The sequence below is a fragment of the Sphingomonas sp. PAMC 26605 genome (assembly GCF_000241485.1).
Classification (GTDB): Bacteria; Pseudomonadota; Alphaproteobacteria; order Sphingomonadales; family Sphingomonadaceae; genus Sphingomonas.
In genome coordinates, this window is record NZ_JH584241.1 from 1,304,908 (window position 1) to 1,326,573 (window position 21,666).

The 21,666-nt window shown below is 68.1% G+C and carries 21 protein-coding genes; 3 read left to right on the forward strand and 18 right to left on the reverse strand.

Annotated elements, in window-relative coordinates; genetic code table 11:
- Positions 1 to 16: 16 nt before the first annotated feature.
- The 14 genes from fliQ to RH90_RS06080 all read right to left on the reverse strand — a co-directional run bounded on the left by fliQ (position 17) and on the right by RH90_RS06080 (position 13,108).
- Positions 17 to 286, reverse strand: coding sequence for a flagellar biosynthesis protein FliQ (gene fliQ / locus RH90_RS06015; protein WP_010184510.1), 270 nt, complete (start codon positions 284 to 286; stop codon positions 17 to 19).
- Positions 287 to 290: 4 nt separating this feature from the next.
- Positions 291 to 1,148 (reverse strand): flagellar type III secretion system pore protein FliP, encoded by an 858-nt coding sequence (fliP, locus tag RH90_RS06020; RefSeq protein ID WP_010184511.1) that lies wholly within the window; start codon positions 1,146 to 1,148, stop codon positions 291 to 293.
- Positions 1,145 to 1,402: a flagellar biosynthetic protein FliO gene (locus RH90_RS06025; RefSeq protein WP_010184512.1), complete on the reverse strand. Its 258-nt coding sequence runs from the start codon at positions 1,400 to 1,402 to the stop codon at positions 1,145 to 1,147. The genes fliP and RH90_RS06025 overlap by 4 nt, the downstream gene beginning before the upstream one ends.
- A 4-nt stretch (positions 1,403 to 1,406) precedes the next feature.
- Positions 1,407 to 1,697 (reverse strand): flagellar motor switch protein FliN, encoded by a 291-nt coding sequence (gene fliN, locus RH90_RS06030; RefSeq protein WP_010184514.1) that lies wholly within the window; start codon positions 1,695 to 1,697, stop codon positions 1,407 to 1,409.
- Complete coding sequence (locus RH90_RS06035) at positions 1,694 to 2,662, reverse strand: flagellar motor switch protein FliM (protein WP_010184515.1); 969 nt, start codon at positions 2,660 to 2,662, stop codon at positions 1,694 to 1,696. Before RH90_RS06035 ends, fliN begins: the two co-directional genes overlap by 4 nt.
- Before the next feature lie 3 nt (positions 2,663 to 2,665).
- The gene (locus RH90_RS06040) at positions 2,666 to 3,256 is read right to left on the reverse strand and encodes a flagellar basal body-associated FliL family protein (RefSeq protein ID WP_029625078.1); all 591 of its coding nucleotides are present in this window, start codon (positions 3,254 to 3,256) and stop codon (positions 2,666 to 2,668) included.
- A 19-nt stretch (positions 3,257 to 3,275) separates the two neighbouring features.
- Positions 3,276 to 6,059, reverse strand: coding sequence for a flagellar hook-length control protein FliK (locus tag RH90_RS06045; RefSeq protein WP_010184518.1), 2,784 nt, complete (start codon positions 6,057 to 6,059; stop codon positions 3,276 to 3,278).
- Between the two features lie 40 nt (positions 6,060 to 6,099).
- Positions 6,100 to 6,519: a hypothetical protein gene (locus tag RH90_RS06050; protein WP_010184519.1), complete on the reverse strand. Its 420-nt coding sequence runs from the start codon at positions 6,517 to 6,519 to the stop codon at positions 6,100 to 6,102.
- A 1-nt stretch (position 6,520) separates the two neighbouring features.
- On the reverse strand, positions 6,521 to 7,849 hold the full coding sequence (locus tag RH90_RS06055; RefSeq protein WP_010184520.1) for a FliI/YscN family ATPase: 1,329 nt from the start codon (positions 7,847 to 7,849) through the stop codon (positions 6,521 to 6,523).
- Between the two features lie 127 nt (positions 7,850 to 7,976).
- Positions 7,977 to 8,714 (reverse strand): FliH/SctL family protein, encoded by a 738-nt coding sequence (locus RH90_RS06060; RefSeq protein WP_010184521.1) that lies wholly within the window; start codon positions 8,712 to 8,714, stop codon positions 7,977 to 7,979.
- A complete protein-coding gene (gene fliG, locus RH90_RS06065) occupies positions 8,707 to 9,714 on the reverse strand; it encodes a flagellar motor switch protein FliG (protein WP_010184523.1) in 1,008 nt (335 codons plus the stop codon). The genes RH90_RS06060 and fliG overlap by 8 nt, the downstream gene beginning before the upstream one ends.
- The gene (gene fliF, locus RH90_RS06070; protein WP_029625079.1) at positions 9,711 to 11,456 is read right to left on the reverse strand and encodes a flagellar basal-body MS-ring/collar protein FliF; all 1,746 of its coding nucleotides are present in this window, start codon (positions 11,454 to 11,456) and stop codon (positions 9,711 to 9,713) included. The genes fliG and fliF overlap by 4 nt, the downstream gene beginning before the upstream one ends.
- A gap of 3 nt (positions 11,457 to 11,459) precedes the next feature.
- Positions 11,460 to 11,819: a flagellar hook-basal body complex protein FliE gene (gene fliE / locus RH90_RS06075; RefSeq protein WP_010184525.1), complete on the reverse strand. Its 360-nt coding sequence runs from the start codon at positions 11,817 to 11,819 to the stop codon at positions 11,460 to 11,462.
- On the reverse strand, positions 11,816 to 13,108 hold the full coding sequence (locus RH90_RS06080) for a sigma-54 interaction domain-containing protein (RefSeq protein WP_010184526.1): 1,293 nt from the start codon (positions 13,106 to 13,108) through the stop codon (positions 11,816 to 11,818). The genes fliE and RH90_RS06080 overlap by 4 nt, the downstream gene beginning before the upstream one ends.
- Before the next feature lie 248 nt (positions 13,109 to 13,356).
- Here RH90_RS06080 and RH90_RS06085 point away from each other — a divergent pair, with 248 nt between their 5' ends.
- Complete coding sequence (locus tag RH90_RS06085; RefSeq protein ID WP_029625081.1) at positions 13,357 to 14,223, forward strand: flagellin N-terminal helical domain-containing protein; 867 nt, start codon at positions 13,357 to 13,359, stop codon at positions 14,221 to 14,223.
- Positions 14,224 to 14,762: 539 nt separating this feature from the next.
- On the opposite strand, the gene RH90_RS06090 is transcribed toward RH90_RS06085, so the two are convergent.
- From RH90_RS06090 to rfbA, 3 genes are all read right to left on the reverse strand, one after another.
- Complete coding sequence (locus RH90_RS06090) at positions 14,763 to 15,395, reverse strand: sterol desaturase family protein (protein WP_010184529.1); 633 nt, start codon at positions 15,393 to 15,395, stop codon at positions 14,763 to 14,765.
- A 177-nt stretch (positions 15,396 to 15,572) separates the two neighbouring features.
- Positions 15,573 to 16,640, reverse strand: a complete 1,068-nt coding sequence (gene rfbB / locus RH90_RS06095; RefSeq protein ID WP_010184530.1) for a dTDP-glucose 4,6-dehydratase — start codon at positions 16,638 to 16,640, stop codon at positions 15,573 to 15,575.
- Between the two features lie 18 nt (positions 16,641 to 16,658).
- Positions 16,659 to 17,585 (reverse strand): glucose-1-phosphate thymidylyltransferase RfbA, encoded by a 927-nt coding sequence (gene rfbA, locus RH90_RS06100; protein ID WP_232280308.1) that lies wholly within the window; start codon positions 17,583 to 17,585, stop codon positions 16,659 to 16,661.
- 225 nt (positions 17,586 to 17,810) lie between these two features.
- Here rfbA and RH90_RS06105 point away from each other — a divergent pair, with 225 nt between their 5' ends.
- Complete coding sequence (locus RH90_RS06105; protein ID WP_010184532.1) at positions 17,811 to 18,557, forward strand: HAD-IIB family hydrolase; 747 nt, start codon at positions 17,811 to 17,813, stop codon at positions 18,555 to 18,557.
- 97 nt (positions 18,558 to 18,654) lie between these two features.
- Here RH90_RS06105 and RH90_RS06110 read toward each other — a convergent pair whose 3' ends face one another.
- Positions 18,655 to 20,019 (reverse strand): LTA synthase family protein, encoded by a 1,365-nt coding sequence (locus RH90_RS06110; protein WP_232280309.1) that lies wholly within the window; start codon positions 20,017 to 20,019, stop codon positions 18,655 to 18,657.
- 329 nt (positions 20,020 to 20,348) lie between these two features.
- Between RH90_RS06110 and RH90_RS06115 the strand changes: the two genes are divergently transcribed.
- Positions 20,349 to 21,635, forward strand: coding sequence for a capsular polysaccharide export protein, LipB/KpsS family (locus tag RH90_RS06115; RefSeq protein ID WP_010184534.1), 1,287 nt, complete (start codon positions 20,349 to 20,351; stop codon positions 21,633 to 21,635).
- Positions 21,636 to 21,666: the final 31 nt, after the last annotated feature.

Sequence of the window (21,666 nt, forward strand, 5' to 3'; positions counted from 1 at the left end):
CGCTCCTCCAAGGTCGTCATCGCACCAGATCCGGAATCCGCTCGAAGATCCCCAGCGTGAAATCGCACAGCAACCCCAGGATCAGGCTCCCGAACACCGCCAGCGATACCGCGACGACGATCAGCTTGGGCACGAACGACAAGGTCTGCTCGTTGATCGAGGTCGCCGCCTGAATCATGCCGGTGATGAGCCCAGCTAACAAAGCCGGAATGAGGATCGGCGCCGAGGCGAGCGCGAGCACCCACATCGTCTGGTTGGCGACCGTGAGAAAATAGTCCGCGTCCATCGGCTCAGTTCACGAACGAGTTGGCAAGCGAGCCCATCGTCAGCGCCCAGCCATCGACCAGCACGAACAGGAGCAGCTTGAACGGCATCGAGATGATCGTCGGCGAGAGCATCATCATGCCGAGCGACATCAGCACGGTCGCAACGACGAGATCGATCACGATGAACGGCAAGAACACCAGAAACCCGATCTGGAACGCGGTCTTGAGCTCGCTCGTGACGAAGGCCGGCAGCAGCACCGAGAAGGGGATCTGCTCGGCATTCTGGTACGGCCCGCTCTTGGCGATGCCGGCGAACATGGTGATGTCCTTCTTGCGCGTCTGCTTAGTCATGAAGGCGTGCAAGGGAACGCCCGCCGCCTTGATCATGTCGGTCGCGCCGATCTTGTTGGCGGCATAAGGTTGAATCGCGGCCGTGTTGATCTGGTTGATCGTCGGCGCCATCACGAAGAACGACAGGAACAGCGCGAGCCCGATCAGCACCTGGTTGGGCGGGGTCTGCTGGAGCCCCATCGCCTGGCGGACGATCGACAGCACGATGATGATCCGCGTGAAGCTCGTCATCATCAACAGGATGCCGGGCAGGATCGTCAGCAGCCCCATGACGATGAGCAGCTGGAGCGACAAAGCGAGCGGCGCATTGCCGCCGCCGAGGTCCTTCAGCGCGCGGTCGGCGGCATCGCCCGCGCCCGGTGCAGGCGGCGTCGCGAGCGGCGCGGCTTGCGCGAAGGCGGGATGCGCGACGATCAGCGCGAAGAGGATGCCGAGCACGACGAGCGCGATCTTGCCCCACGGCGCGACGCGCGGCGCCGGCGTCCTGATCAGTGCGGGCCCCGAGCCCTTGCGAACGACCTTGACGCTCATTTGCCGTCGCCGCGATCAAGCAGCGCCACGCCGGTGCGGCTGACCGAGACGAGCAGCTTGCGCCCCTCGAAATCGAGCACCGCGACGCGCACGCTCGGCGAGATCATCATCGTCTCGACGACCTTGAGCATCCGGTTGGACGGCTGGCCCGGCATGCGCGACTCGAGCTTGCGCCAGGCATAGAGGCACCCGATCATCAGCCCGCAGACGAGCGGCAGCAGCACGACGAGCTTGAGGATGTACGACCACATCATGGCGTCAGCCCCGCTTTTCGGGGCTGACCAGCTCGGTCATGCGCACACCGAAATGGTCGCCGACCATCACCACCTCGCCACGCCCGATCAGCGTGCCGTTGACGAGCACGTCGAGCAGTTCGTTGGCCTGGCGGTCGAGCTCGATCACGCTCGTCTCGCCGAGCGCGAGCAATTCGCGCAGCGTCAGCGAGGTCGAGCCGATCTCGACCGTCAATTTGACGTCGACGTCCTGCAACAACCGGAAATTGGCGGCGAGGCTCGCGTCCACCGGATACCCGCCCGTCATGTCGTTCATTGCAGTCCACCCCTGAGATCACGCGCTAAGTCATTCGAAATTGTCGTCAGCCGGATCGCGGCCTTGCCGTTCGACGTACCGACCGTCCCCGCCCCGAGCCGGTCGCCCCCGACCATCACCGGCACGTCCTGCCCGACCGCGATCGGGATCACGTCGCCGGCCTTGAGGTCCATCAGCAGCTGGAGCGAGACCATCGGCTCGGCGAGCACCGAGCGGACCTCGAAGCGCACGTCCATCACCGCGCGGGTAAGGCTCGTGCGCCACGCGGCGTCGGGCTCGGCGGTCTTGTGGACCTTGCCGGTGAGCGACGGGCCGTGCGGCTTGAGCGCCGCAACCGGATAGAGCAGGTCGAGGAACACCGGCTTGGTGGCGCCGACCGCGATGCCGAAACGCGTGATCACCACGGCGTCTTCGACATCGAGATCGGGGATCAGCGACGGGTTCGCCTCGACGCGGCCGGGGGTGAAGTCGATCCGCGCGAGCGGCTCCCACGCCGCCTGCATCGGCAGCGCGAGCATCGCACCGAGCCGCGTCATCATCGCTTCGGCGGCGGGGGTGAATTCGGTGCCGATCTCGGCCGAGACCGTGCCGGTGCCGCCGAAGAACAGATCGAGCAGTTCGAGCACGAAGCGCCCGTCGAGCACCGCGAGCGCCTGACCCGAGGGCAAGGCACCCGCCGACGCCATCGTCAGCGGCAGCCACGCGGTCAGCCCGTCGGGGCGTTCCGCGCGATAGTCGGCGAGGCGCTGGACGACGAGCGGCTCGGCCCAGGTGCGGCATTCGCGGCGCAGCAGCGGCTCGAACACCGCGCGCACCCCGCGCGCGAGCCGCGCCGAGAGGTGCTGCACCGTGTGCAGGTCGCCGAACGGGTTGAGGTTGGCGGCCCCGAGCGTCGCATGCGCGGCCTCGTGGCGCGGACGTTCGCGCCGGTCGCTTGCTGCGTGCTGAAGGCCTTCGTTAACCATGCCTCACTGAACAACGAAATTGGTAAAGTAAACGTTACCGACGCCTCCGAAACCTTCCTTCTCTTTGAGCGTGTCGTTGATCGCTTTGGCCAAGCGGAGCTGGAGCATCTGTTTGCCATTGCTGGAGAAAACCTGCTCTTCGGTGGTGTCGCCGAGCGCCATCAGGATCGCCGAGCGGACCGCGATTTCGTTGGTCTTGATGTTTTCGATGACGGTGTCGTCGTACGGCGTCGACACCGCGATGCCGACCTGGACGAAGTGGACGCTGTCCTGGAGGTTGGAGGTGAACTCCTTGTCCATCGCATAATAATTGGAAGCATATCGGTCGCCGCCGACCCCCGTCGGGGGCTTGTTGCCGACCGCCTTGGCCTCGCCGCCCTCGCCGGGTCCGGCGCGCTTCTGCTCGGCCTTGGGGACCAGCCGCGGCCCGCTCGGCTCGGCGCTGCCCTTGCCGCCGATCAGCCCGGCGTTCATCGCATAGAGCGCGCCGCCGACACCGCCGCCGACGAGCACCAGCGCGCCGACGACGAGCAGCAGCAACTTCATTATGCCGCCCTTCTTCTTCTTGGGCGTTTCTACGACAGCTTCACTCATGGTCGGGCTCCTTCAAGGCTCAGGCGACGCGCGCGTCGGATGGGGTTTGGGCTTCTTCGATCGGCGCGCGCGGCGCCGGCGTGACGGGCGGGGCAGGGCGCGGCTGGGGCGCGGCGCCATGGCCGCCGCCGGGATCGGCCGACACGCTGGTGTCGCCGATCCGCACGCCGCGCGCGGCGGCGAGCTCGGTCAGCCGCGGCTGCGCCTCGGCGAGCAGGGTGCGCGTCGCCTCCTGTTCGGCGGTGAAGTGGACATGGACGCGGTCGCCCTCCTGCCGCACCGCGACATCGACCCCGCCGAGCGAATCGGGGACGAGCCGGATCCGCGTGTCGCGGGCGTCGGCATCGTCGCGCAGCGTCTCGATATGCGCGATCATGCGCTCGAGACCGCTGTCGCGGGTGAGATCGAGCGCATTGGCGTTGGCAGTCGCCGAAGCCGGCACGATCGCAGCGTCGCTCGGCTGGCCCGGCGCGGCGAGGCCGAGCAGGATCGGACCGGCGGAGCCGTCCGAACCGCTGATGCGCTGCGTCCGGTCGCGCCAGGCGGTGGCGATCGCTGCCGCGAAGACGCGCCCGGCGGGTTGCGGCACCGTGCTCGCGACGATCGCGGCGTCGGCGCGGTCGAACGCAGCGCGGGCGAGCGGCGGGGGGCCCTCGGCGGGTGTGGGGGCAGGCGGTGTCGCATCCTGCCGCGCGCCCGTCGCACGCATCAGCGCCGCGTCGAGCGCCGCGGTGATCGATTGATCGAGTGGTGGCGGAACGGGCTGCGCATCGGCACGCGTGGCGGTGCCTGATGTCAGTGGCGCGGTGGAATCGCTGTGCGCATCCAGCAAAGCGGCAGGAAGCTGGATCAGCGGGCTTGCGCGGTCGGCGGGACGCAGCGAGGCCCCTGCGAGCGCGCTCTCGTCCCCGTCGGTGCGTTGCGGGGCGTCCGGAGCAGCGGCGAGGCGGGGCGGTAGCGATCGGGCGGGGAGGGTTGGCGTGCCGGCGATCGCGGTCGCGGACGCTGCCGCCGCACCTTCGCTCGGCGGGCTACCGGCGGATGGCGCCGGCTGCGTGAGCGGCAAGGGAAAAGCGGGGGCTGGCATCGGCGGTGCCGTCCAGATCGGGGCCGCACCATCGGCCGAATCGCCGGCGGAAGCGGGCGGCGCGCCGTCGCCGTCGGCGTCGCGCGGGCCGTCATCGTGCGAGGTGATCGCGCTCGAACCGCTCGCGGCGTCGCGCGACGTTAGGAACGCCGCAAGTGTCTGCGTGGAAGCGGGCGGGCTCCCGGCGACTGCCGGCTCCGGCGGATGTGCGGCCGGGCGGCGCGTCGGCGCACCCGCGGCGCCGGTCCGATCGGCGCGGTCCGGCGTGGAGGATTCTGCGCGGGCGCGCGGCGGCACGGGGACGGCGGTGTCGGTTGGCGTATCGGAGATCGTCGCCGCCGACGGCGCTACGACGCGGCTGGCAGGCTGGATGTCAGCAGGGGGTACAGGCTTCGCGATCGAGGGTAGCTCGGCGAGCCGCGAGTCTTGCATCCGCGGTGCCGTCGGGATCGGCGCTGCGGTGTCGGCGGCGTCGCTCGGCACGTCTTTGCCGCGGGCGGCAATGTCGTGCCGGACATCGCCGGGCGCGGCGGCCGTGGCGGGATCGCCCGCTGTGTCGTCCGCCTCAGGGCGTGGCGCACGCGTTGGCCCCGACGCGGGAAGCGGCGCGGTCGCAGGCGCCTCGACCGAACTTGCCGTCGGACGGTCTGCCGCCGTCTCCGCGACCGTAGCGCTGTTCCGGGCGGTAAGCCCCGGCGGACCCGCGGGGATAGTCGGCAGGTCGGAGCTTGCGCTCGGCGGCGCAGCCGGCGCCCGACCGGCTACGGGCGTCGCTGGCTCGGCGGTCGAGAGCGCGAGGGGGGACGGCATCCGCGGTGCCGCCGGGGTCGGTGCTGCGGTGTCTTCGGCATCCGGGCTGCTCGGCACGCCGGTCGCGTCGATGGCGCCGTCGGCCTGGCTGGCGGGCGTCGCCGGGTCGCGCGCGATGTCGCGCGCATCGACGACGGTCGCGGCCGTTTGCCCTGACGCTGGCAGCCCTGGGCTCGTTGCTGGCTTGGCCGGAAGTGCAGCTGGACCGGCTGTCGGCACCGACGAGACCGCCGCGCCGTCCCGATCGGCGAAGTCCGGGGCGGGCGCTCCTGCGGTGGAGCGGGGCGCCGCCGTCGTGTCATCGGTAGCCTGACCGTCCATGAGGGGCGCCGCGCTCCGCGGTTCGGTCCGGGCCGGCGCTGCGGTGTCGATTGCGTCGGCGTCGTTCGGCACGCCGACACCGTGCGGGGCGGGGTCGTGCGGGCCATCGCCGTACGTGGTGTGCGCGACTGGATCGCTTGCGGCGCTGCGCGTGCCGATGAACTCGGCGGGCGCGGGCTGGCTCGCGCGCGATGCCGTCTCGGCCACGCTTGCGCTCGGATCGTCCACCGGCGCGACCGCGAGAACGATTGCGTTCGGCGTACCCGGAATTGGGACCGGGGACGCCGCCGACGCACTGGCGGGAGGCGGGGCGCCCGCTGCCGTAGCCGTCGCGATTTGCGCGGGGAGGCGGGATGGTGGCGCAAGGGGCACCGTCCAAATAGGCACGCCGCTGCCGGTCGCGTCGGTGTGGCCGGGCACGCGGCTGCCGACCGCTGTCGGATCACGCGCGGTATCGCGCGGATCGAGCAGCGCCGCGAACGTGCGCCCGAACGTCGATGCAGGCGCGATCGCGCCCGGCTGCACCGGACTGGCGGACGGGTTGATCGCGATGGGGGAGGACAGGGTGGACAGAGGATCGATCATCGGGGCTCCGGGCAGGCCGTAAACGGCCGGTGCACCGCAATCAGCAAGGATCGTGCCGAATCTTGCGACCGGTCGGCGCGGACTCGAGCGCGCGGATCTCCTTGATCACCGCCCGGGCATCGGCGCGGGCGATGAGCTTCTCGACCGCGCTCTGGTCGCGGCGCGCCTCGCGCGTCGCCTCGACCGCGCGCTCGGCGGTTGCTTGCGCGGCGCGCAGGCGTCCCTCGGCGGCGTGCGCCGATTGATGGAGGCGTTCGCGGAAATGCGCCGCGGCGACGAGCGAGAAGCCCGCCACGGGTTCGGGCGCTGGCGAGACACCGGCGACGAGCTGCGCGATGCGGCCCTTCAGCGCCACTTCGCTCGCGGTGCGGTCATGCGCGCGCGCTTCCTCGGCCTGGACGAGCCCGAGCTGGAGCGTGCGGACGCGCAGGATGCGTTCGAGCTTGGTCGGCTTGGCCATGTCAGTCGCCGCCGAACACGCCGATCAGCTCGGCCGCCGCATCGGGCAGCGAAACCTGCTCGTCGGGGTCCTGCTTGATATATTCCATTACCGCCGGATGGCACGCGATGGCGGTGTCGATCGCGGGGTCGGCGCCGGCGCGGTACGCGCCCATCAGCACTAGATCGCGATTTTCCTCATAGGTGGCGAGGTGGCGGCGCAGCGTGCGCGCGGCCTTGAGGTGCGGCTTGTCGACGATGTCGGTCATCACGCGGCTGACCGAAGGGCCGATGTCGATCGCCGGATAGACGCCGCGTTCGGCGAGCTGGCGCGACAGCACGATATGCCCATCGAGGATCGAGCGCGCCGAATCGACCACGGGGTCGTTGCCGTCATCGCCATCGGCAAGCACGGTGTAGATCGCGGTGATCGACCCGCCCGAATGGACGTCGGTGCCGGCACGTTCGATCAGATTGGGCAGCATCGCGATGGCGGACGGCGGATAGCCGCGCGCGCTCGCGGGCTCGCCGAGCGCGAGGCCGATCTCGCGGCCGGCATGCGCGACGCGGGTGAGCGAATCCATGATCAGCAAAACCTTCTTGCCCTCGGCGCGGAACGCCTCTGCGATCGCATGGACGCGGAGAGCGCCGCGGATGCGCAGCACGGGCGAATGGTTGGCGGGCACCGCGACGACGACCGCGCGTTTGCGCGCATCGCCCGCGACCTTGGTCTCGAGGAAGTCGGCGACTTCGCGGCTGCGCTCGCCGATCAGGCCGATGACGATGACGTCGGCTTCGGCCGCGCGCACGATCATGCCGAGCAGCACCGACTTGCCGACGCCCGAGCCCGCCATGATGCCGATCCGCTGGCCCTGGCCGACGGTGAGCAAGCCGTTGATCGCGCGGACGCCGACGTCGAGCGGGTGCAGCACGCGGCCACGATCGAGCGGCGACTGCAGCTTGCCGGCGAGCGGCCAGCGTGCCGCCCCGCGGATCGGGCCGAGCCCGTCGATCGGCTTGCCCGCGCCATCGACGACGCGCCCGAGCAGGGCTGCGCCGACTTCGGCCTCGCCCGGCGCGCCGGTCGGGCGGACCGGGGCCTGGGGCAAGAGCGCGGCGGGGCCGCCGAGGTTCATGAGGAGCGTGCGGCCGTTGCGGAAGCCGATCACCTCGGCCTCGACGCCCGAGTGGCGATCGCCGACCTGGCAGACGGTGCCGACCGGGAGCGTGAGGCCGACCGCTTCCATGAGGAGCCCGTCGAACGAGGCGAGCCGGCCGGCGACCTTAGGTTTGGGCGCGAAATCGGGGACGCCGAGCGATTCGAGGTATGAGTCGGTGAAGCGGTTCAGCATTTTCCTCCCCTCCCTGGAAGGGAGGGGGCGGGGGTGGGTCGGCCTGAGGCGGGTGCTGCGTTCGACAACGGGCCGACCCACCCCCAGCCCCTCCCTTCCAGGGAGGGGAGTACTGTAGCGATCGTCATCACGCCTCCGGCACCGCGACGCGGTCGATCGCGTGCGCCAATTGTTCGAGCCACAGCTCGGGCCCGTCCTCGACGATCGTCGCGGCGCTTTCGAGCTGGAACGACCCACGCGTCAGGCTCGCATCGCCGACCGCGAAGATCTGCCGCGGCAATTTGCCCTCGAGCAGCGCGACATCGTCGGGATGGACATGAAGGATCGCCGATTCGGCAGCATCGCTAAGCAGATCAACCGCAGTTTCGATCCGGCGTGCCAGCAGGTCGGGCGCGATGCCGACCTCGCCGACGAGTCGCGTCACGAGAAACAACACCGTCTGCCGCAGCCGCTGCGCCACTGCGTCGCGGTCGATGCGATCGTCGGACTGGAGCGCTTGCGCGAGCGAGGCGAGCAGCGTGCGGTCGCGCTCGCCCGTCACCGCCATCTCGGCCTGCGCGGCGGCGACGCCTTCGGCATAGCCGGCGGAATGCGCCGCCTCGATCGGGTCGATGAACGGCGTTGCGGCCGCCACCGCCTCGAACGGGTCCCAGCCCTCGGTCGGGTTGGTGTCGGGATCGGCGGGGGTGAAGTGGCGCGGGCCGGCTTCGCCTGCCGCCTGCGGCGCGAACGAGACGGGGCCGCGCGCGACGCGGTCGCGCAGATCGGCGGGCGCGAAGCCCGCGACGCGCGGCGCGAACGCCGCCTTGAGCGCTTCGGCCACGCCCTGGCCGCGCGCGGAAAACCCTGCAGTGAATTCAGACATAATCGTCCTCGCCCGCACCCATCTGGATCGTGCCGTCCTTGGCGAGATTGCGCGCGATCTGGATGATCACCTTCTGCGCCTCGAGCACTTCGCTGAGCTTCATCGGCCCGCGCGCCTCCATCTCGTCGCGGATGCCGTCCGCGGCGCGGCTCGACATGCAGCCGAGGAAGCGGGCGCGGATGCTCTCGTCGACGCCCTTCAGCGCACGCGTGAGGATGTCGCTGTCGATGTTGCGGATCAGCGTGCCGAGGTTTTTGTCGTCGAGTTCGAGGAGGTTGTCGAACACGAACATCGCTTCCTCGATTGCCTTGGCGACGTCGCGGTCGATCTTGAACAGCTTCGGCATGACGCGCAGTTCGGTCGCCTTGCGCCCGCTCGACAGGATCTTGGCGGCGTCCTTGGTGCCGCCGAGCGTGACCCCGGCCGAGGCCTGAGATGTACCGGTTCGGTTCGCGAGCATCGTCTTGAGTGTCTCGACCGCCTCGGGGGTGATCGGCCCCAATCGTGCGAGCCGGTGGAGGATGTCGGGCTGGACCGCATCGGGCATCAGCTCGAGCACCTGCGCGCCGACGGTCGGATCGAGGTTGGCGATCAGCACCGCGGCGATCTGCGGATGCTCCTTTTCGATCATCGCGGCGATCTCGCCGGCGTCGAGCCAGTCGAGCAGGTCGAGCTGGCACGATTCCTGGGCGGGCACGATCCGCGCGAGCACGCTGTCGGCTTTCTCCTGCCCGAGCGCGCGCGTCATCACCGCTTCGATCCGCGGGCGCGGGTCGAAGCCGATCGCGGTGCGCTCGCGCGCCTTGCCGACGAAATCGTCGAGCACGCCCTCGACTTCGATCTCGCTGACATCGGCGACGGCGAACATCGCCTTGCCGAGCTGGCGGACTTCCTCGGGATCGAGCTTCTGCAGGATCGCGGCGGCTTCCTCCTCGCCGACGAGCATCATCAGCACGGCGGCGCGTTCGACGCCGGTATAGACGCGGGTTGGAGCGTTCATGACTTGATCATGTCCCGTACGGCGAGCGCGGCGCGCGCCGGATTGTCGCGGGTGAAGCCGCGCACCATGCCGATCCGGTCGTCATAGTTGCGCGCATTTTCGAGCGCGTCGATGCTGACCGGCTGGTCGCTGCGCGGCGGCGGGATCTGGCCGCCTTCATAACCATCGGGCGGGCCGATCTCGCGACCGAGCGCGGCGCGCGGCTGGGCGGCGCTGTCGTCGCGCTTCTTGAGCAGCGCCGTCGCGAGCGGGCGGACACCGAGGAACAGCACGAGCAGCGCGATGACGAGCGCGGTCACGTTGCGCGCCACCACGGGCAGCCAGCCGGCTTCGTACCACGGCTGCTTGTCGTCGAGCGCGGTCGCGCCGGCGAACTTGCGGCTGATCACGGTGACTTGGTCGCCGCGCGGCTGGCTGTAGCCGACCGCGGTCTGGACGAGCTGGGTGATCTGCTGGATCTCGAGCTGGCTGCGCGGTTTGCCCGTTTCCGGGTCACGCAGCAGCACAGCGACCGAGAGCCGCGTGATCGTGCCGGGTGCGGTGCGGCTGACCGAGACTTCCTTGCCGAGATCGTAAGCGCGCGAATATTGGTCGCTCGCCTTGAGCGCATCGCTGACCGCGCCCGCGGCCGCCGCAACGACCGGACCGGTCGCGCCTGGCGTCGCTGCCACGGGCGTCGCGCCGGGGGCAGGCGCTGGCGTCGGCTGTGGCGCGCTCAGCGTCGAAGCGGGCGGCGGGGTGTTCGACAGCGCGCCGGGGATGCCGCCGGGGGCCTGCCCTTCCTTGCCGTTGCCGGTCCACTGGCCCTGTTCGACGCGGAGCACACCCTGCTTGTCGTAGCTTTCCTTGGTCGCCTGCGTTTCGTTGAGGTCGACATCGGCCTGGACTTCGGTGGTGAAATTGCCCGCGCCGATCAGCGGCGTGAGCATCTGCACGACCTGCGCGCGATATTTCTCCTCGATGCGGCGCTGGAACGCGACACGCTCGTCGCTCGCCGCGCCGAGTGCGCTCTGGTTGGCGCCCTTGGTCAGCAGGCCGCCCATCTGGTCGACGATCGTCACGCCTTCGGGCTTCATCCCCGGCACCGACGACGCGACGAGGTTGATGATCGACGACACCTGCGCGTCGCCGAGCGTGCGGCCCGGCTGGAGTTTGACGATGACCGAGGCCGAAGGCGCTGCCGAATCGCGCACGAACACCGATTGTTCGGGCGTGGCGAGATGGACGCGCGCTTCGGCGACCGCGTCGATCTCCTGGATCGACCGAGCGAGTTCGGTCTCGCGTGCCTGGCGGAGGCGTTCGCCTTCGACCGCACGTGAGACACCCATCGGGAGATTGTCGAGGATCGCGTAGCCGCCGGGTGCCGCCTTGGGCAGCCCTTGTCCGGCGAGCAGGATGCGCGCGCGCGAATAATCGTCCTCGTTGACCGTCAGCGATCCGGTCGCCGCGTCGATCTTCGAAGTGATGTTGGCGGCCTGCAGCGCGGTCGTCACCGAAGCCTTGTCGGCGTCGGCGAGGCCGGCGAACAGCACCTTCTGGTTGGGGCTGGCCAGCATCATCCAGGCGAGTGCTGCCGCGCCGATCAGGCCGATCAGCAACGCCATCGGCAGGCTGCGGCGCACCGCGGGCTGCGCGAGCAGGCCCTGGAGCTGGTTGAGCGGGTTGGCGAAGCGTTCGGGCACCATTGCGGCGAGCCCGGAGCCAGTCGACCCTTGCGGAGCGGGAGTGAGAGCGTTGCTCATCGATTATACCGGCATGCTCATGATGTCCTTGTAGGCGGACAGGAGTTTGTTGCGGACTTGCAGCGTCGCCTCGAAACCGACCGAGGCCTGCTGGCGCGCGAGCATCACCTTGGCGATGTCGATCGTCTCGCCACGCTCATAGGCTTCCGACAGCTTGCCGGCTTCGACCTGGCCCTGGTTGACGCTCTTCAGCGCGTCTTCCATCGTCGAGGCGAAGCTCGTGGGCTTGGCGTCGGTCGTAGGCGCGGCGGGGCTCGACGTCCCGGCGCGCGCGAGCGCCTGGTTGCGTTCGAGGATCTGCGCACGCAGCGCCATCACCCGATCGACGCCCATCGCGCCACCGCCGATTGCGTCGATGCTCATGCGACACCCACGGCGTACTGGGCGACCCGGCCAACGGCGGAGACGATGTCGTCACCTTGTTCGCGCGCCTTGGCGAGGCGGTAGCGCAGCGTGCGTTCCGAAATGCCGAGCCGCCGCGCGGTCTCGATCCGGCTGCCGTTGCAGGCGGCGAGCGTTTCGCGGATCGCCTGGAATTCGTGCATCTGGACGATGTTGCCGAGCGTGGCGGGTTGCGCGGGCTCGTCGTTCGCGGCGCTCGCTGCGCGCGCGCTCGGGCGGTCGAACACGATATGCTCGGCCGAGATCGTGTCGCCGCCGGCGAACAGCAGCGCGCGCTGGACGACGTTCTCGAGCTCGCGGACATTGCCCGGCCAGTCGTGGCGCAGCAGCAGGTCGATCGCCGACAAATCGGGCCAGGGGATGGTCTGGCGGTTGCCGGCGTGGCGCAGGATCAGCGTCGCGGCGAGCGCGGGAATGTCCTGCGGACGCTCGGCGAGCAGCTTGGTCGTCAGCGGGAAGACCGAGAGGCGGTAGTAAAGATCGGCGCGGAAGCGGCCCGCGGCGACTTCGTCCTGCAGGTCGCGGTTGGCGCAGGCGATGACGCGCACGTCGATCGGCTGCGGCGTGGTCGCGCCGATCGGGACGATCTCGCGCTCCTGCAGCGCGCGGAGCAGCTTGGCCTGAAGCTGGAGCGGCAGCTCGGCGACTTCGTCGAGCAGCAGCGTGCCGCCATGTGCCGCGCGGAAGAAGCCTTCGCCGCCGGCCGAGGCGCCGGTGAAGGCGCCCTTCTGGTGGCCGAACAACAGCGCCTCGAGCATCGTCTCGGGAAGCGCCGCGCAATTGATCGCAATGAACGGGCCGGCGGCGCGCGACGACTTCAGGTGGATCGACCGCGCGAGCACTTCCTTGCCGGTCCCGGTCGGGCCGTTGATCAGCACGGTAATGTCGGCCGCGGCGACGCGCTCGGCGAGCGCGTGGAGTGCGAGGCTTTCGGGATCGGCTGCAGTCGGCATTTCGGGTTCGGCGAGCAGCGCGCGGACGAAGCCCGCGCCGACTGCGGCATCGGCGCTTTCGAATGCGACCCGCGCCGGGCCACCGTCGTGCGACGGAATGATGTAGCGCCCTTCGCTGGCGAGCACGACGGTGCGTGCGGCGGCGGGCGGGGTCTCGCCCTCGGCGACGAGGAACAGCGCGTCGCGTGGCGCCTTGCCGTCTTGGAAGGCGCCGATCGCAAAGCCCTGCGCGCGCAGGGCGGAGACCAGCGGGTAGTGCTGGCGAAGGATCGCGGCTGACGGAACGATGGATCGCATGAAGGGCCCCCTTGAACGAGCCTTGCAATGCCGCAGTTTTGGTAAACGAGTGGTTAAGGATATTGCCGGGGCGGCAAAGTCTGACCGGTTGCCGTGAGATTGCCGGTAAACCTGCCTAAAATTGGCAAAAATGCATCGGCTCTGCAAAAGTGCTTAATCGCGCGTGGCTCCGGTCGTTAGCACTGTTGGCGGCTCGGCTCTCCGATGGGGGACGGCGGGATTGCCGACCCACGATGGAGATTCTCACCATGACCGTTATCGGAACCAACGTCGCCGCGCTCAAGGCGAGCAACGCGTCGAACGCGGCGAGCTCGGCGCTCGCCACCAGCATCGAGCGCCTGTCGACCGGCAAGCGCATCAACTCGGCCAAGGACGACGCCGCCGGTCTGGCGATCGCGTCGTCGCTGACCTCGCAGATCAAGGGCCAGAACCAGGCGATCCGCAACGCCAATGACGGCATCGCGCTCGCGCAGACCGCCGACGGCGCGCTCGGCGAAGCGACCAACATCCTGCAGCGTATCCGCGAGCTCGCGGTGCAGTCGGCTTCGGGAACGTACAGCGGTGACGGCACCGCCGGCGACGATCGTTCGAACCTGCAGACCGAAGTCACCGAACTGACCAAGCAGCTCGGCGACATCGTGCGGACCTCGAACTTCAACAACGTCTCGCTGTTCAGCGCGGCGGCCGGTGGCAACAGTGTCAAGATCCAGACCGGGTCGTCCTCGACCGATCAGGTCACGCTCAACATTTCGCAGCTCGATCTCAGCGACGTGTCCGGCACCTATGCCGCTGCGACTAAGACGTATACCGGCGGTCTGACGATCACGAGCGCTGACGACGCGACGGCAGCTCTGGATACGCTCGACACGGCGCTCAAGGCGGTCAATACGACGCGTGCGTCGATCGGCGCAGGCGAAAGCCGTCTGAGCTCGGTCGTCAACACGCTGACCTCGAACGTCGCCAATTTGACCGACGCGAAGAGCCGGATCGAAGACGTCGACTTCTCGACCGAGACGACCAACCTCGCCAAGGCGCAGATCCTCAGCCAGGCCTCCACCGCGCTGCTCGCCCAGGCGAACCAGTCGCAGCAGGGCGTGCTCAAGCTGCTCGGCTAATCGGCCTCGGTCCCGGCACCCGACCCCCCATAACGGGTGTCGGGCCCGATCGGGTGATCCGGCCGCCCACGCGCCCGATCCCCTGCAAAGACCCCGGTTCCCGTCATGGGAGCCGGGGTTTCTGCATTGTCGCGACCGCGGTGGGCAGCGCGCGGGCCCGGCGCCCCGGGGTCGGCAACATCGTCGCATGGCGCGAGACGTATGGCGATGCGCCGATCCGGGCGTGTCGCGCCTTCCAACGGCTCTGTGAGGGTCGGGCGCAAGCCGTGTCCACGCCGCGGACGAATCGTCTTGCGGCGCGAGCCTGTGAAGTCCGGCGATAACGAGGGCGCGTAGCAGTGTACCGACGATCCGCTGTCCGTCGAGATCTTGCCGAGGACGATCAAAGCCCGCGCGCAGGGTCGGAGAGCGCCCGTTGCGCAAGTGGCGGTGGGCGAGTCGGTTCAGCAGCGCCCGGTAGCTGGACCTGGCCGTTTCACCCTGCTCGATCGGGTCCCTAGCCGAGCGCTTGACTGCCGGTTGAGACCCCGGGGGCGGCTTTAGCGGCGCTTGGTGGCGACCTCGGTCCCGAAGACGCGATCCCAGAAGATCGCGGTGATCGAGAAATTGCCTTCCTCTTGCGCATAATGGTGGCGGATATGGTGGCGCTTCAACCGTCCGAGCAGGCCATGGCGCAGCGGGAATTGGTGGACCGCGTAATGAACGCTGTCATAGATCACATAGCCGATGCCGAAGCCGATGAAGATCGTCGAACCGATCGCTCCGGCAGCGACATACAGAACCAGCCAGACGGTTCCGCAGATCGCGACGCTGACGAGCGGTGGCATGATGTTGCGCATCGCGTCGTTGGGCTGCGTATGGTGGTTGCCGTGCGACAGGAAGAGGAAGGCGCGGCCGAGGTTCGAGGTCAGCTTCATATGAAACACGAAGCGGTGCATCGCATATTCGAACAGCGACCATAAGAAGAGGCCGAACAGGACAAGGCCGACCGATTCGACGAGCGTCGCCGCACCCCAGCTCGCATAGACCGCCAGCGCGAGCATCGCCGCCCAGGTCAGCACGAACGCGACTGGCGACACCATCGTCGTGCGCTCGAGAACGTCGTTGCGGAACAGCCGGATCCGCTGTTCCTGCACGCTCGGCCTCTTCTGTCGCGTATCGGTGATCGGCATGGGGATCCTAGGCCAGGTTGCTCAACGCGTTTTAGCTGCGGTGCAGCGAAGCTGGTACACCGAGCGCAAGACGGGATCAATTCGCAATAGCGCAATTCGAGATAACAAGAACGCAATTTCAAAGAGGATCCGTCAGACGGGGAAACGGTTCGAGCCATGATGAGCAGCAAAAGGGCGCTATGGACGTGTGCGCAAGGCTGCAAGCGGCCGCCACCAATCCTCGTGCGCCAGATACCAAGCCAGCGTTTCAGCGAACCCGCCCGCAAAATCGCGCGCGGGGGCGTATCCGAGCTCGGCGCGGATCTTGCCCTCGTCGATCGCATAGCGGCGATCATGCCCCTTCCGGTCTTCGACATACGTCTTCAACTCGGCGGTGGGGCGCCCGCGCGCGGCCGGAGCGGCGGGAAAGCGGCGCGCGAGGGGCGGATCGCTCGCAAACGCCGCGTCGATCCCGCGGCAGATTTCGTCGACCACCGCGTGGTTGGGCAATTCCTGCCCGCCGCCGATATTGTAGGTTTCGCCGACGCGCCCGCCGCGCAGGACGAGCTCGATCCCGCGACAATGGTCGGCGACGTGCAGCCAGTCGCGCACGTTGTTGCCATCGCCATAGATTGGCAAGCACCGGCCGGACAGAGCGTTGAGGATGAACAGCGGGATGAGCTTCTCGGGGTATTGGAACGGCCCGTAATTGTTCGAGCAATTGCTCGTCGTCGTCTCGAGCCCATAGGTGTGATGATAAGCGCGGACGAGGTGATCTGCACTTGCCTTCGACGCCGAATAGGGCGAATTCGGCGCGTAGGCCGTCGTCTCGGTAAAGGCGGGGTCGTCGGGGCCGAGCGAGCCATAGACCTCGTCGGTCGAGACATGGTGAAAGCGATGCGGCCTGCCGCTCCCGCGATCGAGCCACGCGGCCTTCGCCGCGGCGAGCAGGCTGTGCGTGCCGACGACGTTGGTGGTGACGAACGCATCGGGGCCGGTGATCGAGCGATCGACATGGCTCTCCGCGGCGAAATGGACGATCGTGTCGATACGGTGATCGGCGATCGTGCGCGAGACCAGCGCGGTGTCGCAGATATCCCCGACGATCAGCTCGACACCCGCGAGCCCGTCGAGATTGGCGCGATTGCCGGCATAGGTCAGCGCGTCGAGGACGACGATCGAATCATCGGGCGCCACCGCGCGCCAGTGATGGACGAAGTTCGCGCCGATAAAGCCCGCGCCGCCGGTCACGATCAGATTAGCCATGGTTCGTGCCCGCCGCGATCATTGCGGCGACGCCGAGAATGCGGCGCGACCGTCGAGCAGGCCCATCAGATATTCGCCATACCCGCTTTTGCACAGCGGCGCCGCGACGCGCGCGAGCTGCGCATCGTCGATGAAACCCTGTCGCCAGGCGATCTCCTCGGGGCAGCAGATTTTGAGCCCCTGACGCTCCTCGATGATCCGCACATACAGCGCCGCATCGAGCAGCGAGGCATGCGTGCCGGTATCGAGCCAGGCAAGGCCGCGGCCGAGGATCTCGACCGAGAGCTGCCCCTGATCGAGATACAGCCGGTTGAGATCGGTGATCTCGAGTTCGCCGCGCGCCGAGGGCTTGAGCCCGCGCGCCAGCTCGACGGCGCGACCGTCGTAGAAATAGAGTCCAGTGACGGCATAATGCGATTTCGGCGCGATCGGCTTTTCCTCGATCGTCTCGGCCTTGCCCGCCGCATCGAACGACACCACGCCATAGGCCGAAGCGTCCTTGACGTAATAGCCGAACACCGTCGCGCCCTCGACCGTCGCCGCGGCGCGCGCCAGGGTGTCGATCAGCCCGTGACCGTAGAAGATATTGTCCCCGAGGATCAGCGCGGACGGTCGGTCCGCCACGAAATCGGCCGCGATGTGATAAGCTTGCGCCAGCCCGGCGGGTTCGGGCTGCACTGCATATTCCAGCGCGATGCCGAGCGCGCTGCCATCGCCAAGCAGCGCTTTGAACGCCGGCTGGTCGTTCGGCGTAGTGATCACCATGATCTCGCGGATGCCCGCGAGCAGCAAGGTCGAGAGCGAATAATAGATCATCGGCTTGTCGTAGATCGCCATCAACTGCTTAGAGACGCCCTTGGTAAGCGGATAAAGCCGCGTGCCCGAGCCACCAGCAAGGATGATGCCGCGCCGTGTGCCAATGTCCGTCCGGGAATTGCTCTGCACGATCGTATGTTCCACCCTCGGTCGTCTTGCCAGAACTATGCGCTTAAGGCGAGCGCGTTAAAACAATGCGAACCCGTCACCGCGCAGTTTGCCGGCGGACTGACGTGGTCTGGCGCGCCTTCACGGCCGGCATATTTGGCTTGCCAAGGGCGTGCACGCTGCGCAAAGGGCTTCCGCATCCTCGCCCATCGGCCCTGATCGGCCATAGCTTCAGAGACTGAGCGCATGAAGAAACTGGTTGCCTTCGACCTCGACGGAACGCTCGCCGAGAGCAAGCAGCCGTTGCAGGAACCCATGCAGCAGGCACTGACCGATCTGCTCGGCGTGGCGCATGTCGCGGTGATCTCGGGGGGCGACTGGCCGCAGTTCGAAAAGCAGGTCGCCTCGCGCCTGCCCGAAGGCGCCGATCGCAGCAAATTGTGGCTGATGCCGACCACCGGCACCAAGCTCTATACCTTCAAGGACGGCGCCTGGTCGCCGGTCTATGCCGAATTGTTCGACGATGCGACCAAGGCCAAGATCCTCACCGAATTCGACGCGGCGCTGGTCGCGACGGGCTTCGTCCCCGAACAGACCTGGGGCGAGCGGATCGAGGATCGCGGCAGCCAGATCACCTTCTCGGCGCTCGGTCAGCAGGCGCCGCTCGATGCGAAGGAGCATTGGGACCCCGATTTCGCCAAGCGCAAGATCATCCAGGCCGACCTGCGCAAGCGGCTGCCGGGTCTGTCGATCAACATGGGCGGCGCGACTTCGATCGACATCACGCGCGAAGGCGTCGACAAGGCCTATGGCCTCAAGAAGCTACGCGACGCGAGCGGCATCGCGCTCGACGAGATGATGTTCATCGGCGACGCGATCTTCCCGGGCGGCAACGACTATCCGGCGAAGGAGCTCGGGCTCGACACGGTGCGCGTGCGCGACCCGAAGGAGACCGTCGCGGTGATCGAGGGCATCGTCGCCTGCCTCAAGTGAGCGGTCCGGCCGCTGGCGGTCAGCCGCCGGCGGCGTAAGGCGTCGCGTCTTGCGCGATCGGTGACGAACGCCGCAATCATCGCGGCGAACGCGACGATCATACCCCCGCGGGCGGCCAAAGGCAGTCGAGCACCGCATGGTGCAGATCGGCGGGGGTAAGGTCGATGCGGCCCCTGCCCGGGATCGGCTTTCCGGTGCCATCGAAGCGCAGCATGACATAGGGCGTATGGCGCGCGCCGCCCGGCTCGAGGATGCCGGGAATGCTCGGCCGATGATCGCCGAAGAAGACGAGCAAAGCGGGGCGGTGGTCGGCTGCCAGGCGTTCGCTCAGCGCGGTCAGCATCGCATCGCTGCTGCGCAAGTGCCGCAGATAGGCTTCGAGCCCGATCTCCGCGCCGGGTTCGCGATGCTTGTCCCACGGGCCGTGGTTTTCCATCGTCACCGCATAAATGAACCCCGCCCCGGGATTGGCATCGACCAGTCCCGACAGCGCGGCGCCCAGCCGCCGGTCATCGACATAGCGCCCGCCACCCTCCGGCATCGGGGCGAAGCCGTCGGCGCCGATCAGCGTCTCGAACCCGACCGCCGGCATCAACCGGTTGCGCCCATAGAAGCGCAAATCGTGCGGATGGACGAAGGTCGTGCGATAGCCCGCTGCGGCGAGGCGTGCCGACAGCGCATAGCTGGCCTCAGCCTGCGCGGTGAGGAAGGGATCGTAGCGTCGGAAGCCGAGCGCCGCCTCGTCGCGACCGAACAGCACGCCATATTCGGTGCGCATCGTATAGGCGCCGAAACCGCTGACCTCGAGCTCGCCATATTGCCACGCGACGTCGCGCGCGCGATCGAGCCCGGGCAGCGCGCGCGCGGGGTCTCCGGTGAGCGCGACCGGGTCGGCAAAGGATTCGCACTGGACGATGACGATGACCTGCGGCGGCACGCTGCCGTCCGCTGCGCGCGGCGCGGCGCGGGGGGCTTGGGGCAGCGGGTCCGCCGTTTCACGCCAGCGCCGCCAGTAGAGCAGCACCGACGGGATCAGCCCGAAGCGCTGGAGATCCTGCTCGAGCGCGGGCTGCTGCGCGAGGGTCGTGAACCAGCGTCCGCGCAGCAGCATCGTCATCGTGCCACCGGCCGCGATCGTCACCGCCAACCCCACGGCATGCGCCAGCGGCGCGGAATCGAACAAGGCGATCAGCGTCAGCACGGCGAGCGCCAGCGCAACTCCGGCAAGCCAGCGCTGCCGCTGCGGGATCGCGGTGAAGTAGAAGCGCGGATGGCGCACCACCGCGACCAACAGCGCAAAGTCCGAGAACACCAGCGGTTCGCCAAGCATGGTGACCTTTGCGTTGGAGGCGACCACGAACACCGCGAGCAGTGCCACCGCCAGCAACGCCGCCACCGGAGCGTTGCCCGAGCCGGCAAGGCCGAGCCCGAACACGACCGTCATCGCCAGAACATGCACCACGAGCCCCCGCGCTTCGCGAAAGCCGCCGGCGCGTGGTCTGACACTAGCGTCCAGCAAGATCGACGCGAGCAGCATAGCAATAAAGGAGATCACATTATCCGCCACAAATGCGCGCCTCGAACCGGCACGTCGTCTGCCTCGACCGAACCTTGCCCGCGGAAATGCTGGAAGGAGAAGCGGTCGCGGTATAGCGCCCGCCGGCGACGCTGTCACGATCGTGCAAGGGTGCTGACCTCCTTGGAAAATTCAGGAACGCTCTATATGAGCGCGGCATTGGTATGGTGGCACTTGGGGCATTGCCATTGCCGGGTAACGATAAGGAAGACCAGATGCCCGAACACTCTACCGGTGCACCGGTCCTGATGCCACAGGTCGCGGCGCCGGGGGTGCCGCCGGCGCTCGAGCGCCGCAATATCCTGTTGCTGCAGGGGCTGATGGGGCCGCTCTTCCGCAAGGTCGGGCAAGCGCTGCGGCGCGACGGGTACGGCGTCTACAAGGTCAATTTCAACGGCGGCGACCGGCTGTTCTGGCGCTTGCCGAACGGGATCGATTATCGCGGTACCCCGGCGGAGTGGCCGGCGGCGCTCGAGCGGATCATCGCCGATCGTGGGATTACCGACGTCGTGCTGTTCGGCGACTGCCGGCCACTGCACATCGCCGCGATCGCGCTGTGCCGCGATCTGCACATTCCGGTGCATGTCTTCGAGGAAGGCTATATTCGCCCCGACTGGGTGACGCTCGAGCTCGGCGGCGTGAATGGCCATTCGACGCTGCCGCGCGATGCCGCCTGGTATCGCGCCGAGGCCGCCAAGCTGCCGCCGGTCCCGCCGCAGCATCCCTTCCCCTCGTCGTTCCGCCGCCGCGCCGCCGAGGGCATTCTCTACAATCTCGCCGACGTGCTGACGCGCTGGCATTATCCCTTCTGGGAAAACCACCGTCCGTTCCATCCGGTGGTCGAGGGCATCGGCTGGGCGCGGCGCCTGACGCGCCGCAAGGAAGCGCGCGAGCGCGCCGACGTGGTTCTCGCCCGGCTCGCGCAGACCACCGAGCCCTATATGGTGTTTCCGCTCCAGCTCGATTCGGACGCGCAGATCCGCTTCCATTCGTCCTTCGCCGGTGTCGCCGACGCGTTGCTGATGGTGATCACCTCGTTCGCCAGCCACGCGCCCAAGGACATGCGCTTGGTGGTCAAGGAACATCCGCTCGACAATGGCGTGCGCGACTGGCGCGACGAGACGATGATGCTGGCGGCGCTCCACGGCGTAGTGGACCGGGTCGATTATCTCGAGATGGGCGACATCGTGCCCGTGACGCAGCGTTCGAAGGGGATGGTGACGATCAACAGCACCAGCGGCACGCTGGCGATCGCGCTCGATATCCCCGTGATCGCGCTCGGCCAGGCGGTGTACGACATCGAGGGGATCACCTATCAGGGACGGCTCGATGATTTCTGGCGCGATCCGGGCAAGCCCGATGCGGAAACCTTCGCGGCGTTCCGCCGCGTGCTGATCGACCGGTGTTTGGTGGCAGGGGGGTTCTTCTCCGATGAGGCGCTCGACAAGGTGATCGAAGGGGTGGTGGTTAGGTTGGAGGCGGCGAGCCCGTTGCGATCGTAATCTTGTTGCAGTGTTGCTGGTCATTGGAAGA

Bases quoted from the DNA above. Each gene is read 5' to 3' on its own strand.
- RH90_RS06025 (WP_010184512.1), bottom strand. From the start codon at position 1,402: ATGATGTGGTCGTACATCCTCAAGCTCGTCGTGCTGCTGCCGCTCGTC.
- fliE (WP_010184525.1), bottom strand. From the start codon at position 11,819: ATGAGCATCGACGCAATCGGCGGTGGCGCGATGGGCGTCGATCGGGTG.
- RH90_RS06090 (WP_010184529.1), bottom strand. From the start codon at position 15,395: ATGCCGATCACCGATACGCGACAGAAGAGGCCGAGCGTGCAGGAACAG.
- RH90_RS06045 (WP_010184518.1), bottom strand. From the start codon at position 6,059: ATGATCGATCCTCTGTCCACCCTGTCCTCCCCCATCGCGATCAACCCG.
- RH90_RS06085 (WP_029625081.1), top strand. From the start codon at position 13,357: ATGACCGTTATCGGAACCAACGTCGCCGCGCTCAAGGCGAGCAACGCG.
- RH90_RS06035 (WP_010184515.1), bottom strand. From the start codon at position 2,662: ATGGTTAACGAAGGCCTTCAGCACGCAGCAAGCGACCGGCGCGAACGT.
- fliP (WP_010184511.1), bottom strand. From the start codon at position 1,148: ATGAGCGTCAAGGTCGTTCGCAAGGGCTCGGGGCCCGCACTGATCAGG.
- rfbB (WP_010184530.1), bottom strand. From the start codon at position 16,640: ATGGCTAATCTGATCGTGACCGGCGGCGCGGGCTTTATCGGCGCGAAC.
- RH90_RS06115 (WP_010184534.1), top strand. From the start codon at position 20,349: ATGCCCGAACACTCTACCGGTGCACCGGTCCTGATGCCACAGGTCGCG.
- RH90_RS06050 (WP_010184519.1), bottom strand. From the start codon at position 6,519: ATGGCCAAGCCGACCAAGCTCGAACGCATCCTGCGCGTCCGCACGCTC.
- RH90_RS06055 (WP_010184520.1), bottom strand. From the start codon at position 7,849: ATGCTGAACCGCTTCACCGACTCATACCTCGAATCGCTCGGCGTCCCC.
- RH90_RS06060 (WP_010184521.1), bottom strand. From the start codon at position 8,714: ATGTCTGAATTCACTGCAGGGTTTTCCGCGCGCGGCCAGGGCGTGGCC.
- fliG (WP_010184523.1), bottom strand. From the start codon at position 9,714: ATGAACGCTCCAACCCGCGTCTATACCGGCGTCGAACGCGCCGCCGTG.
- fliN (WP_010184514.1), bottom strand. From the start codon at position 1,697: ATGAACGACATGACGGGCGGGTATCCGGTGGACGCGAGCCTCGCCGCC.
- RH90_RS06080 (WP_010184526.1), bottom strand. From the start codon at position 13,108: ATGCGATCCATCGTTCCGTCAGCCGCGATCCTTCGCCAGCACTACCCG.
- fliF (WP_029625079.1), bottom strand. From the start codon at position 11,456: ATGAGCAACGCTCTCACTCCCGCTCCGCAAGGGTCGACTGGCTCCGGG.
- RH90_RS06105 (WP_010184532.1), top strand. From the start codon at position 17,811: ATGAAGAAACTGGTTGCCTTCGACCTCGACGGAACGCTCGCCGAGAGC.
- fliQ (WP_010184510.1), bottom strand. From the start codon at position 286: ATGGACGCGGACTATTTTCTCACGGTCGCCAACCAGACGATGTGGGTG.
- RH90_RS06040 (WP_029625078.1), bottom strand. From the start codon at position 3,256: ATGAGTGAAGCTGTCGTAGAAACGCCCAAGAAGAAGAAGGGCGGCATA.